Origin of the sequence: Weissella muntiaci (assembly GCF_008107635.1) — a bacterium.
GTDB lineage: Bacteria > Bacillota > Bacilli > Lactobacillales > Lactobacillaceae > Weissella > Weissella muntiaci.
In genome coordinates, this window is sequence record NZ_SDGZ01000013.1 from 18,513 (window position 1) to 32,655 (window position 14,143).

13 protein-coding genes are annotated in these 14,143 nt (G+C 40.9%); 1 reads left to right on the plus strand and 12 read right to left on the minus strand.

Features of this window, described 5'->3' with window-relative positions; translation table 11 throughout:
* The first annotated feature begins 51 nt into the window (after positions 1–51).
* Positions 52–690, plus strand: a complete 639-nt coding sequence (locus tag ESZ50_RS04205) for a TetR/AcrR family transcriptional regulator (protein WP_187387544.1) — start codon at positions 52–54, stop codon at positions 688–690.
* Positions 691–872: 182 nt separating this feature from the next.
* Here the strand turns inward: ESZ50_RS04205 and argS are convergent, their stop codons facing one another.
* The 12 genes from argS to gatB all read right to left on the minus strand — a co-directional run bounded on the left by argS (position 873) and on the right by gatB (position 14,143).
* Positions 873–2,558 (minus strand): arginine--tRNA ligase, encoded by a 1,686-nt coding sequence (gene argS / locus ESZ50_RS04210; protein WP_148622359.1) that lies wholly within the window; start codon positions 2,556–2,558, stop codon positions 873–875.
* A gap of 2 nt (positions 2,559–2,560) precedes the next feature.
* On the minus strand, positions 2,561–2,902 hold the full coding sequence (locus tag ESZ50_RS04215; RefSeq protein ID WP_187387545.1) for a hypothetical protein: 342 nt from the start codon (positions 2,900–2,902) through the stop codon (positions 2,561–2,563).
* A gap of 136 nt (positions 2,903–3,038) precedes the next feature.
* Positions 3,039–4,559, minus strand: coding sequence for a UDP-N-acetylmuramyl-tripeptide synthetase (murE, locus tag ESZ50_RS04220; protein WP_148622360.1), 1,521 nt, complete (start codon positions 4,557–4,559; stop codon positions 3,039–3,041).
* Positions 4,560–4,578: 19 nt separating this feature from the next.
* Positions 4,579–5,895 carry a bifunctional folylpolyglutamate synthase/dihydrofolate synthase gene (locus ESZ50_RS04225; protein ID WP_148622361.1) on the minus strand — a complete coding sequence of 439 codons (1,317 nt, stop codon included), beginning with the start codon at positions 5,893–5,895 and terminating at the stop codon, positions 4,579–4,581.
* Between the two features lie 210 nt (positions 5,896–6,105).
* Positions 6,106–7,392: a D-alanyl-lipoteichoic acid biosynthesis protein DltD gene (dltD, locus tag ESZ50_RS04230; protein ID WP_187387546.1), complete on the minus strand. Its 1,287-nt coding sequence runs from the start codon at positions 7,390–7,392 to the stop codon at positions 6,106–6,108.
* Entirely contained in the window at positions 7,379–7,621 is a 243-nt protein-coding gene (gene dltC, locus ESZ50_RS04235) for a D-alanine--poly(phosphoribitol) ligase subunit DltC (RefSeq protein WP_148622363.1), read from the minus strand. The genes dltD and dltC overlap by 14 nt, the downstream gene beginning before the upstream one ends.
* Positions 7,622–7,648: 27 nt before the next feature.
* The gene (dltB, locus tag ESZ50_RS04240) at positions 7,649–8,866 is read right to left on the minus strand and encodes a D-alanyl-lipoteichoic acid biosynthesis protein DltB (protein WP_148622364.1); all 1,218 of its coding nucleotides are present in this window, start codon (positions 8,864–8,866) and stop codon (positions 7,649–7,651) included.
* 4 nt (positions 8,867–8,870) lie between these two features.
* The gene (dltA, locus tag ESZ50_RS04245; RefSeq protein ID WP_148622365.1) at positions 8,871–10,361 is read right to left on the minus strand and encodes a D-alanine--poly(phosphoribitol) ligase subunit DltA; all 1,491 of its coding nucleotides are present in this window, start codon (positions 10,359–10,361) and stop codon (positions 8,871–8,873) included.
* Positions 10,362–10,379: 18 nt separating this feature from the next.
* Positions 10,380–10,508: a teichoic acid D-Ala incorporation-associated protein DltX gene (locus ESZ50_RS04250; protein ID WP_148622366.1), complete on the minus strand. Its 129-nt coding sequence runs from the start codon at positions 10,506–10,508 to the stop codon at positions 10,380–10,382.
* Positions 10,498–11,319, minus strand: a complete 822-nt coding sequence (locus tag ESZ50_RS04255; protein ID WP_148622367.1) for an alpha/beta hydrolase — start codon at positions 11,317–11,319, stop codon at positions 10,498–10,500. The genes ESZ50_RS04250 and ESZ50_RS04255 overlap by 11 nt, the downstream gene beginning before the upstream one ends.
* 284 nt (positions 11,320–11,603) lie before the next feature.
* A complete protein-coding gene (locus tag ESZ50_RS04260; RefSeq protein ID WP_148622368.1) occupies positions 11,604–12,560 on the minus strand; it encodes a diacylglycerol kinase in 957 nt (318 codons plus the stop codon).
* Positions 12,561–12,697: 137 nt separating this feature from the next.
* Entirely contained in the window at positions 12,698–14,143 is a 1,446-nt protein-coding gene (gatB, locus tag ESZ50_RS04265) for an Asp-tRNA(Asn)/Glu-tRNA(Gln) amidotransferase subunit GatB (protein ID WP_148622369.1), read from the minus strand.

The window sequence follows — 14,143 nt, forward strand, 5'->3', positions numbered from 1 at the left end:
TTTTAGCGGTATACTATGCAGAGAAAACTTGAAGAAAAGAGCACTCACAATATGGCAAGTCGTACAGCCAATAAAATTGTTCGTCGTCAGCATATTTTAACAACCGCCCTGAAAATCTTTAATACTCAGGGCTTTCAAAACACCAAGATTACTGATATTATCGTTGCCGCAAACATCTCCACTGCAAGCTTTTATAAATATTTCTCAAATAAACGTAAGCTCTTCCAAGCAATCTTGATCCTAAATATCGAGGCCGAAATTGATCATGCCACCGAACATTTGAACTCCATTACGGCCATTCAACCTCAAGATTTACTAACGATTTTTGCTAACCGTACAAATACTGACTCCTTTAGCGAGCTTCTATATCCTGATATCGTTAAAGAGTTTACCGGCTATGAGCATGATCATACTGTTGCTGATTTTTACCATGCTAAGACCGAACATTTTTGGCGCTTACTAATCCGTAAACTTCGCCAAGGCCATTTTATTAGACCAAGTCTTTCTGATGAGGCGTTACTGATCTATTTCGATGTTTGGATTTCGTATTTCATGGATGGCAATAAGTTGAACAAAAGTGGTCAACCAATCATCGTTGAGTTACTCCCACAAATTACCGAACTTTTTCTTTTTGGCATGGTTAACGTCGATCCTGAACTTCAGAATGTCATTATTGAGCGGTTAAAATAATCACCCTGCAAGGTCTCATCCAAATTTTCTCACTTAAAATCCAGCTACTTCGAGCACTTTTAATATTTCCATGCTATCAACTACTTTAATAAACGTATGAAATATACCCTTCGCCTATTTTGGGTAATATTGGAAATCGCTAAAAAAGAGACATCACATTTGTGATGTCTCTTTTTAAAATCTTACATTTCCTTTGGTGCTTTAACTCCAAGGATATCCAAAGCATTTGTCAAAACTTGTGACACAGATTGAACCAAAGCCAAACGAGCATTTAGCTGAGCATCCTCTGTCAAAATCTTTGAATTACCATAGTACTTGTTAAATGCACGTGACAAAGTCAAAGCATACTTAGCAATTACAGAAGGTTCACGATCACGCCAAGCGCGCCGAACAACTTCACCGTAATCAGCTAACAGCTTTTCAGTTTCCCAAACACCTTCGTCGTCGATACTTAGATTAGTCAAATCAAGTTCAGGCATCCCTGCCTTACGCAAGATTGATTGCGCACGAGCGTTTGTATATTGCACGTATGGACCAGTATCACCTTCAAAGCGGACAACGTCTTCCAAATTAAAGTCGAAACTACCATTACGTTCATTCATCAAATCATGGAATACAACCGCTCCAGTACCTACTTCATGCGCAACAACGTCACGATTTGGTAATTCTGGGTTCTTTTCCTCGATTTGCTTAGCCGCTAGACTGATCGAATCATTTAGAACATCCTTCAACAAGATAATCCGTCCTGAACGGGTCGATAACTTCTTACCACCAACTGTAATCAAGCCAAATGGAATATGTTCAATATCATCTGACCAGGCAAAGCCGGCCTCTTTAAGAACGGCCTTGAGTTGCATGAAATGATTTCGTTGTTCTCCACCAACCACGTACAATGACTTAACAAAGTCATAATTACGCTTACGGAAGAGTGCCGCCGCCAAATCACGTGTGATATACAAAGTTGCTCCATCTGTTCGTTGGATCATCGCAACATTTAGATTGTATTTCTCCAAATCAACAACCATGGCACCCTTTGATTCATGCAAAAGATCCTTCTCAGTCAAGATGTCCACAATTTCGTCCATCTTGTCGTTATAGAATGCTTCACCTGCAAATGAATCAAACTTGATATCAAGCATATCGTAGATTTCCATGAATTCCTTCAAAGATTCTTCGCGGAACCATGACCACAACTCACGTGCTTCTGGATCGCCATCTTCAAGCTTCTTAAACCAAGCGCGTCCTTCATCGTCTAATTCAGGATTTTCTTTAGCTTCTTCGTGGAAGCGGACGTAATATTTCACCAATGTATTGATTGGATCGTTAGTAACTTCCTCTTTTGAACCCCAACGCTTATACGCAGACATCAACTTACCAAATTGGGTTCCCCAATCACCCAAGTGATTGATTTTTACCGGTTGGTAACCATTGGCGCTGGCAATGTTGGCAATTGAGTTACCAATCACTGTTGAACGCAAATGTCCCATCGACATTGGCTTGGCAATGTTTGGTGATGACATATCAATTGTAATGTGACCAGCCTCACCATCAGCGTTGCTACCATATGCATTATTTGACAAAACATTATGCAAAACGTCAGCACCAAAATCAGCTTGATTCAAAAAGAAGTTAACGTATGGTCCTGCTGCTTGGACACTTTTGAAATTAGTTTGGTCAATTTGCGTTGCCAATTCAGCCGCGATTTGCTGTGGTGCCATGCGCTTTACTTTTGCTAACACAAAAGTTGGAAAGGCAAAATCACCCATACTTGAATCTTTTGGCACTTCAATTTTAGCCAAAATATCAGCTACGGCAAGGTCCGGAACTGCAACGGCAATGGCATCAGCAACGATCTGCTTATAATCCATAATTAATCTTCTTCCTTTTCATCTTCTTCGTCTTCATCTTCTTCAACCAAGTCGGCTGGCATTTCGTCGTCTTCGTCTTCATCATCCAAGCTAGGACGAGGTGCTGGATTGTCAGTCTTAATTAAGATCTTTGTCTCCGACATACGGACAACTGCACGATGATTATATTCATTAACAGTTGCGGTGTCCTCTGGATCAAATTCTGTAATGTTTACCAACAAAGAATGCTCATAAATTCGTTCAACAATCCCTTTAAAGTCATGTTCGAAGTTTGCGAACTTCTTTCCTGCAACGAAGTCTCCTAGATCAAATTCAGACATATTTTCAACAGGTTCTTTAGCCATAATATCCAAGCTCCCTTATCACATTTAATAGCCGAAACTCGGCAAGTTGCTATATTATAGCAAAATTATCATAATCTTTCATCATTTTTCAGGCGTTTGGATATTTTATTCATTATAACACACGTTTTATGAATTTTTATGCATTTTCCAATAATCTTTGGGCGATTGCCAAATCATTTTCATAAGGGGTGTCTACACCGTTAATTTTCTGATATTCATCCATGCCTTTACCAGCCAAAACCGTTACATCAGTTGGGCCAGCAGCCGCAATCGCTTTTGTAATTGCCGTAACTCGATCCATTTCACGAATTATTTTGAGCTTTGGATTAGTTAATTCAAGTTGAATCTCATCAGCAATGACTGCCGGGTCTTCGAACTGCGGATCATCCGCTGTTAGATAAACCACGTCAGCAGCTTGGTTCACTGCCTTACCAATTCCAGGTCGCCGTGATACGCCTTTATTCCCCGTCGCGCCAACCACAATTTGTACCTGGCCTTCGTGACTATTTGCTTTAGCAAAATTGAGCAAAGCCGCAATTGAAGCGTAATTATGTGCGTAATCAACGTAAACCGTCCCATGCGTCTTAGAAGTCAATACCTCCATTCGTCCTGGAACCTTGACCGTTAGCAAAGCTTCCTTCATCGCGCTTGAATCAGTTCCCAAAATTCGGGTTGCCATCATTGCAGCAACGGCGTTTCCCTGATTAAAGTCTCCTGGTATGTCAAGTTCATATTCACCAGCAATTCCTAACCGACGTGCTTGCTGATTATTCTCAAAGACAGCAAAGGTTGAACGACGAAGGTCAGCTGAGACTGTCTGGTAAGCTAAGTCAGCCTGATTACCATCCTCATCCTCACGAGCGTATAACCAAATCGCATCTCGTGAATGATCGAGTTCTGCCCGCTCAATTAGTTCGACAAAGTGGTCTGAATCAGCGTTGATAATAACCTGGTCAGAATGATCTAATAACTGCATTTTGCATTCCAAATAATCGGCGAAGGTTGGATGTTCATTTTCACCCACATGATCAGGACTGATATTTAGAAAAATCCCCACATCAAAACGCAATCCGAAAACGCGCTCCATCTTATATGCTTGTGAGGAAACCTCCATCACCATTGCCTGCATTCCGTTATTAACCGCTTCACGCATCCAAGCAAATAAATCAAGTGACTCAGGCGTCGTTAAATGCGCTCGGTAATGATTTTCAGGTTCATTACCAGTAATGACTTCCAAGGTCGAAGACAGTGCAACATGATCATTGGTTGCCAGCTTCAACATCTCGTAAGCCATGTAAGTCGTTGATGTTTTTCCCTTGGTTCCAGTAATTCCAATCAACTTTAATTGATCTTGTGGATAGTCATAGAATGCCATTGCCAAAATTGACATTGCCGCTGGAACATCCTTAACAACCCAAACTGGTAAATCTGTACTCAAATCAAAATCAGTTGGTACCACCAATGCACTCAATCCGCGTTCAAGCGCATCCGCTAAGTATGCCGCCTTAAAACGTCCTTTGATAAACAAGAGGCTATTTTCAGTCACTTTTTGTGAATTGTACGCCAGCCCTTCTAGCTGACCGTCATAATCGGGCGCACTAATTAATAAATCTTGCTCCGCTAATAGTTGATTAATTTGTTCTGCTGATAAAGTCAAATTTGGTGCCCCCAATTTTCTATATTTTCTCATCACTCTGAATTGCGCGAAGTGTAAAGAACGAGCCAGTCACAATAATCATAGCTTGTGATGATTCACGAACACGGCGTGCTAATTGAATTGCCGCACTTGGATCGTCAGCAATTTCAACATCAACGGTGCTACTACTCATCATCACAATCCGTGCTGCCAAAGTATCTGCCGAAATTACATGCTTATAAGCCGGCGCATCCGGCGTAACTGCAATGATCGTACCGACATTTGGCAATAATTCATCCAAGATTTCTTGCGTATTCGAATTCTCAAGCAATCCCAGAATAACGGTCGGTTTAAATTGCATGTGCCATGCCCGAATTGAAGCAACAAGTGCTCGAATTCCATCCGGATTATGTGCTCCGTCATACAAGATATTCCGCACATTATCATATTCCATCCGACCTGGAATCTTAACATCTGCCAACCCTTGACGAACTGCGTCATCAGAGATCATACAATCTAAGTCCCGCAACACACCGATGATCTGCATTACTGTACTCAAATTATGAACTTGATATGCCCCTGTTAAACCTAGATGGACATTTTCCAACGCGTCAATATTGATGTCCAAACCATCTGGGCTTCCTGATAACAAGACAATCTTTGGTCGCGGACGGGTATTCCAACGTGCACCAGCGGCCTCTGTTTTGGCCTGGAGAACCTTGGCAACCTCAACGGATTGACCAGGATAGTTCACGACCACTGCACCAGCCTTAATTCCTTCGGCCTTTTCATTTGCGATTGCCAGGAGTGTATTCTCATTTTCTTCTAAATCATCTTCATTAATTTTGGTAATTGCGATCACTAAGGGGCTTGTAACCATATTCGTTGCATCATTGATGCCACCACGGCCCGCCTCTAAGATCACAAAATCGGTCCCAACTCTAGCAAAATGACATAGTGCAATTAAGGTCCACCATTCTTGTCCAGATAGGGTTCCTTGATGGCCGCCGTGTTCTTCGATTACCGTTTCGATATATCTATATAAATGCATGAAATCATATTCTGAGATCATGGCATGATTTGTTGCGATCATTTCGCGATCGTCCATGATTGCAGGTGTTGAAAAATGACCAACTGTATACCCAGCAGCGATCAAAATATCTGCTGTCATGACCCCAGTTGACCCTTTACCATTTGTTCCTGTAATGTGAATAATCCTAGATTTACGATCCGGGTCACCGAGCCAATGTAAAATTTCCTGTAGCATCGCAATTCGACTGCCACCATCAACATCATCTGGCCACCAATGTTCATCCAATCGTGCTGTAATTTGCTGTAACGTCTCTGCTTTACCCATAACATACACCTTAGTTTAAAAGATTATTCCCACAACTATATCGATAGTTCCAATTTCTAATTTTAGCATAAAACTAGACTGGTCTTACTATAAATAATCATACCACGGACCACGTTTTAAAAGGTTTTTTAACTCGCTACGCTAACCGGACGCTTCTTTTCAAAAAAAGCCGGGCAAAGATTTCAAATCATCCCTGCCCAGCGCAATTATTTATTTTTGTGTAACTCGTTGATTTTGCCAAGTCTTCGACAAAAACTTTTTATTATCAATCTTGTAGGTCGGTTGCTGATTTGGTTGATTTGCAAAGTCAACCATCGACTTATCAAATGCTACCCAACCACGCGCACCAAAATGAATTGTATCTTGCATGAAATACGACTCGCTAGACCGATCTGTGAAATCAACAATATCGTTGAAGCCCTGTGAACGTAACTGATATTTAATCTTGCTACTAAAATTAGTCATTGCCGACATCGGCAAGCCAGTATAACGATACCATTTATCGTTCACAGCAGGAATCACAAACTCGACTTGATCATGATTCTTAGCAAATTCATTCAAAACATACTGAAAATCCGAAAACTCTGGACTTTGATCATAATGATACTTCGTTTGATAGTTTTGCATTGACCGCCAATGTTGCTTAAATTTTTGGTTCCAAACGCTATTCAAGACTTGAAAACGATTATTCGTCGAGCGCCCGGCCTCGTATTTATAGGCATCCTGATCCAATTGCTGATAATCAAGCTTCTTTGGCAACTGCTGACTATCCTGTTCGAGTTTACCTAGCATACCCGTATCAGGCGCTTGCAGATTTGCAACGCCCGAGAAAAGATAATCTTCTCGAACCCACAATGATGATAACAACTCGATCTTGGTCAAGGTTGTTGGAGCTACCGCCTTACCATCAGCCAAATCACTAAGGGCATCATTTAACGTCGTATTGGTCGTGTCAGTATTAAGACCCAAAAGACGTTTGGCAATGCTCTGTGTTAACGGATCTTTAGGATCAGCCTTTTCGATCCAGGTATAGAATGCACCATGCGAAGTGAATTGATCCATTTGTCCAGATTGCACTCCCTGTCGACCAAACCATTGCGGGCTGATGATAAAGATAATCTTGCGATTCTTCATTTGCTTAGCAACTGAATCGATATAGAAGAATTGTGGTAACGATTGTGTCCCAGCTTGTCCAATTAAATATGGCGTATAACCATTAACATTATATTTCATCGCAAAAGAACTGGGATGATACGGACTAATCTTTTCAAGCTCCGACGATCCGATGATTGGTAGAAATTTTTTATTTGCCAACGCCTGTGAGCGCATCGCATAACCAATATATTGCGTACGGTTAAGCGGGTTTGCAGCCATCGCCTTCTGCTCAGCCTGCGAATATAACTTGCCGAAGTTGAAGGGTGCAAACAAAATTATCGCAACAATCACAAATGCCGATAATAACGGCCCCAACGCCATTATAATACTATGCTTTTTCATTGACCTTTTCCTGAATTCGATCGGCAATCTTATTCGCAGTATTCCACTCATCACGTTCCATCTCTGAAGGTGGCAAAGATACCTTAAAACGGTCTTCTAATTCAACAATCAAGGCGATGGCTGTTAAAGAATCCAAGAGCGTCTCCTCAAATAGGTCCGCATCTAAATCATCCCTAAATTCATCTGTCTCGATAACTTCCTCTAAAACGTCAAATACTTCATTTCTCATAATACACACTCCTGTAAAAATTTAAATTTAAAAGTTCGGTAAGGGGTTCGATGGATTAATGCTATGCAAGATTGCAAAATTTGGAATCCCTGAAAAAATCAGAAAACCAATGAAAACAGCGTTGAAGGTAAGCGCTATACTCAAACCTTTTGTAAGCCAATTATCAGCAATTTTAAGATGGTGTCGCCGCTTGTATCGTAGCCACGCATCATAACTGACCATCAGTACCGCATGGTATAGTCCATAAACAATGTAGTACCACGTCAGCCCATGCCAAAGTCCCATTAGCCCAAATAGTGCAAAGTAAGACACATTGGAGATTAAAATTCGGTTCTTTGACCAACGTTTAACCATAATTGTTTTAACCAATCGCATATAGACAAAATCACGGAACCAAAAACTCAAAGTGATGTGCCAACGATTCCAAAAATCCTTAATATTTTTCGCAGCAAATGGACGAACGAAATTTATTGGAATATCGTAGCCCATAATATTGGAGACTCCAATCGCAAACAACGAATATCCCGCAAAATCGAAGAAAAGATATAAGCCATAACTATACATGGCCTCAACCATCGTAAGAAAATTAGGATTAACAGTGGCCGTAATTGCTACGTTATGCAAAATGTAGGTTACAATCAAATGTCCAATAATAAATTTATATAAAAATCCTAAAAAGATCTGAAAAATTCCATGGCCAAGTAAGGTCGGATAATTTTCAACTGTCCGATTCTGATATTCTTTTTCAAAACGTCGATAACGATCGATTGGCCCTGACGAAATCGTCGGTAGAAAATACAAGAAATAGATGAACTGGCGAAGCGGTACCTGGTGAATTAAATCATCACGTAACTCGATGACAACATTCAACACTTTAAAAGTCAGATATGAGATCCCCAAAAAGCCAATAATTGAATTTGGTCGACTCGGATCAACGGTGGGTGTTACCTTGACGATTACAAGCGGTAGAATTGCCAATAACACGGTTGCGTAAAAGACCCAGGTGTTATTACTTGCTCGCTTTACTCGATAATACTCGTATGCCTTGACCAAAACCGATTGATACACACCGTAACCAAGTAATGCCCATAATGTCACGCTTCCTGAAAAACTCCAGCCTAAGAAAATGATTGTAACAAGGACTTGATACCATAACATTTTCTTACCCAGACTGATGCTAACGATCAGGGGAATTAACGCCAAGCCTAAAACAATAAAATAAAATGGAGTTGAATATGGTTGCATAAGACTAACCTGCAACCTTCTCGGCCAACAACTTCCGGTCAATCTTGCCATTTTGATTTAGCGGTAACTCTTCAAAATAGACAAATTTAGTTGGTAACATATAATCCATGACTCGCGTTAATAGGTCCGCTTTAATTGCTTTTGATATTTGTCGCATTGTAGCCTTATCTGTCGAGTAAGCATGTGGCTTAATCACCGCAATCAGAGCGGTCACTTTATGATCTTCATTGTATCGAGGAATCATAACCGCCTGTTCAACATGTTCGTTCATTACTAAGTTTGCTTCAATGTCCTGTAATTCGATTCGATAGCCGTTAAATTTCACTTGAAAATCCATCCGACCTTGATAATGCAACATTCCATCGGCATCAAGCGAGCCTGCATCACCTGTTTTAAAGGCCGGTTGTCCCTCAATAGTGACAAAAGAAGCGCGCGTTTTCTGCGGGTTCTCAAAATAACCATTCCCGACGGAATCACCCATAATGATTATTTCACCTTGCTCAACGGCTAGTTTAACACCAGGCTTAGCCTTACCAACTGGCAGACGATCATTAGCCGCCAACAACTTATCGTCTATTAAGACACTTGAAATTGCCCCCGTTGCTTCAGTTGGTCCATAAGTATTATAAATTTTAACATCTGGAAATTTCTCTTGTAATCTTCGTGCTGTCTTGAGGGTTAATTCTTCGCCACAAAAGATGAATTGTTGTAGCGCAGAGTGATTTGCTTGTTTAAACGAAGGGTCAACCAAGAGCATATCAACAAACGAGGGCGTTGAAATCCATGTGTTGATAGTAGCCTGATTCAAGCGTTCGAAAAGCTTTTTGAAATTACCAACTTCATCCCGTGATAAGGAAACTAACTCGCCACCTGAGACAAGACTAGGATAAAGACTAAAGATTGATAAGTCGAAACTAAACAATGGTTGGGCCAAATATTTATTATCGACGATTTGCTCGAAGTCGCTTAACATCCAAGCCACAAAGCTCGCCAAATTATCATGGCTCACTTCAACTCCCTTTGGCACTCCGGTTGTACCAGAAGTATAAATGATATAAGTAGTCGCATGACCACTAACTGCCTTTGATAAGTCCAACATTGAAAAATCAAAGGCTGGGTTGGCTTGGAATTCTGTAATTAGTAGGGGTTCGCCCAAAACCTGCTTGGTCGATCCATCAATTGCGCTCGTACTGATAACCAGCGCTGGCTTGGAAGCCTCAACAATCGCCGCAACCCGTTCAAGTGGTGTATGTTCATCAACCGGTATGTAAGCATGTCCCACCGCATTCGACGCCAGCATAGCCGTCAAGCTCAGAAAGTTATTCTTCCCAAAAACTAAGATTGGTCGATCGTTTAGTGCAAGCTGATTAAGTTGCTCGACAATCTGATGAACCGCATCACCCAAATCTCGATAAGTATACGAATTGTCAGCCTCAGTAAAGGCTGCTTGCGCTGGAATAGTCTGCGCCTTCTTCATTATTCTCTCAATTAACATTTGTTTCTTCACTCCCGTTTAAAACTCGTTATAAATAAAGTGCTCTGGTCCAGTTACCGCATAAGAATAAAAATAGATGAGCACTAAGATAATCACTACATAAAAAATTGTTAATGCAATAAAACGAAGTATCTGTCTATTGTCCATAAAAAAATTCCTTTACATAATTAATTGCTTCTTGATTTTGTGCAACCGCGCCATGTTCCAACGGTGTCCCCTTAAAAATATGGTATTGTACCGGATTGGAATTCTTAACCAAGAGGTTTATTGGTGCAAAAGTATCCGCCCACGGTACAACACCGTCAGTTTCTTTGGCAGGATCAAAATTTGAGGCTAGAAAATCAACTTGAATTCTTGAATCGATTTTTCGATAATTTTTTTGCCAATACTGATAATATTTCGATTGCTTAGCTGGGCCGTGTTGAATTGCATCAAGGTAACTTTGACCATCCTGCTGGACGGAACCATTATATTGACCATCCAAGGACAAAAATTTATTAACCCGCGGATACTTCGAATCGTCTGAGTAGGCAACGAGATACCGCAAGACGCCTGACCCACCCGATGAATAACCTAAAATATTCACGTAACCAACATGATAGTGCTTCTGTAAATAAGCCATCACACGCGTTAATGCTGGTAGATATTTCTTACTACTTTCTGTACCAGTCTCCATCCCGATTGCAATCGTCGGATAATGATTGTTGCGACTAATCGTCCCATCAACCATCAAGCTACCGTTGTTCATCACCACAATCGACAGACCTGGCCTAGCCCCCACTGAATTTGCCTTAATGGCCCCATCAACCATTGCTTGAATCGATTCAATTTTTCCACTAGAACCTGTCACATACAATGTTGGATCAATAACGCCAGTCGAAGCTGGTTTGGAAAGTTTTACAAAAGCAATTGCAACCAAACCCAGGATCAAGATCACTAATAATACATTCTTTTTCATTATTTTGAACCAGCTAACTATTCTGCACTTTTCTTTATTCCTTTTTTATCCATAAAATATTCACACTTTCTTCCAACTCTTATAGTATGTTATACCACTTTCTAAACTAGATTAAAATCATTGCGTCTTAATATCAAAAATCTTCACTCCCACATTAGGCTCATAATATGAAAAATCTTCGTTGCTTCATGATATCACTCAATCCCACGTTTTTATCATACTTAATTATTACAATTTGTCAGAATACAAAAAAGCCACCAACAATTTTCATTGTTGGTGACCTTTTAATTCAATAAATTCAATGTTTCACCGATCAGTACGTCATCCGACATTTCGTCCGTATTAGCAATCATTTCAATATGCTGTTGGTAATTTTCAAAGGCCATCGGAACATCCCCACCATACTCACCATCAAGATTAATCGAGATTTTTGATGAACCGTTTAGCGGCGTGATCTTTACACTCTTTGATTTAACATAGATTAAATTCTCATTCTCAACATGTTTTCCGCCAGCCAAAACTTCAGCAATCAAACCCATCATTTCAGGTAACTTAGTCGTTTTCACAATTAGCAAAGTAAATTTACCATCATCCAACTTAGCATCAGGAACAATTTGTTCAAATCCGCCAACTGAATTTGTTAGAGCCAAAAAGAACATTGAAGCTGCTCCTTCATAAACACCCTCATCATATTCAATGCGCACTTCGATTGGCCGAACATGCGTAATTAATTCAGCGCCTTTAACCACATATGCTAGATAGCCATACATCGATTTCAAACGTGATGGCACTTGATAAGTTAGTTCAGTTAACGATCCACCAGCTGCAATGTTGATGAAATAGGTCTCATTAGCTCGACCGACATCCATTTTGGCAGTTTTCCCCTTCAAAACAATCTTAGCTGCTTCAAGTGGGTTATCACGCGGAATTGAAAGCGCGCGGGCATAGTCATTAGTCGTCCCCGCAGGAATAATTGCCAATTTAGGGCGAACATCTAATGGCGCAATTCCATTTACCACCTCATTGATTGTTCCGTCGCCTCCTGCAGCAACTAATAGTTCAAAACCGTCCTCAGCTGCTCGACGAGCTTCGTTCTCCGCTGACTTTGGCTCAGCAGTTGTTGCAAAAGCACTAGTCTCATATCCTGCTTTTTCATATACATGTAAAATATCGACTAAGTCACGACGAATTGCTTCTCGTCCTGACGTAGGATTATAAATAATACGCGCTCGCCGTCTCATACAAGGTCCCTCCTAAGAAAAATTTTATTATGTATTAGACTGACAATTCTCAGTAACTTAAAGCTCGTAAATAATCCTGTTAGGATAACCTATCAAACTTTAAAGGATCTTGAATTGCCAGTCTACTTCATGATTTTTTATTCCGGCTTGCTAGCCTGCAACGCTGCCAACAGAATTTCATTAACAACATTCGGATTCGCATTACCCTTGGTTTGCTTCATGATTTGCCCCACTAAAGCACCAACCGCTCGGTCTTTACCATTATGATAATCAATTACTGATTGCTCATTCTTAGCCAAAATTTCACTAATAATTGGTGTCAAAACTGCTGGATCAGATAATTGTTTCAAGCCATTCGCCTCAACGAACTCAACCGCATCCTCACCCTTAGTAACGGCCGTGAAGACCCGTTTTGCCATCTTAGTTGAAATCGTACCATCTTCGATCATCTTGATCATGGCGGCCAAGTTATCTGGCGTTAACTCTGTCTGTTCCAAATCAAGATGTGCCTCATTCAAAAAGGCATTCACTTCACCCATAACGTAGTTTGCGGAACGCACTGGATTAGCACCCGTCGCAACCATTGCATCAAAGAAATCAGACATTTCCAAAGTTTGTGTTAGAACCTCAGCCGTATAAGCCTCCAAGCCCAAGTCATCAATGTAATATTGGCGACGCTCAGGGGCAGACTTTGGCAATGCGGCACGGACCTCTTCGATCCAGTCGGCACTGATATGTACCGGTGCCAAGTCAGGCTCTGGGAAATAACGATAGTCGTCAGCAGTTTCCTTCTCACGCATCAATACAGTTACATTTGCAGCTGAATCATAGCGACGTGTTTGTTGCTTAAGCGTACCGCCCGCTAAATAAATCTTAGCTTGACGGTCTTCTTCATAAGCTAAAGCCTTACGAACATAATTCAATGAATTCAAATTCTTTAATTCGACACGTTGACCATGTTCTTTCGAACCGATTGGCCGAATTGAGATGTTCGCATCCACACGCATTGAACCCTCTTGCATTTTAACATCGGAGATACCAGAGAACTGAATTGTTTGTCGTAATACCTCAAGATACGCATATGCCTCATCTGGAGTATGCAGATCCGGCGCCCCAACAATTTCAATCAACGGCGTTCCTTGACGATTCAAATCAACATAAGAATATCCATCAGTTCCGTGGGTGTTTTTACCGGCATCTTCTTCAACGTGAAGCTCAGTAATCCCTACCGTCTTCTTAACGCCATCAACTTCGATTTCAAGTTGACCATCGTATGCCAAGGGCTCAAATTGTTGTGTAATTTGGTAGGCTTTTGGATTATCAGGATAGAAATAATTTTTACGGTCCCAGTGTAGCGCTGGTCGAATGGTTGCTCCCATCGCCAAAGCTGCCCGCATTCCAAATTCCAAGGCACCTTTATTTGCCTGAGGTAGCACACCAGGATATCCCCAGTCGATTACATTCGTATTGGCATTTGGTTGCGCCCCGAATTGAACAGGTGAAGGTGACATTGCTTTGGAATTAGTTTTCATCTCAACGTGAACTTCGAGTCCAATCGTCGTTTCAAAATTAGGAATGGTCAT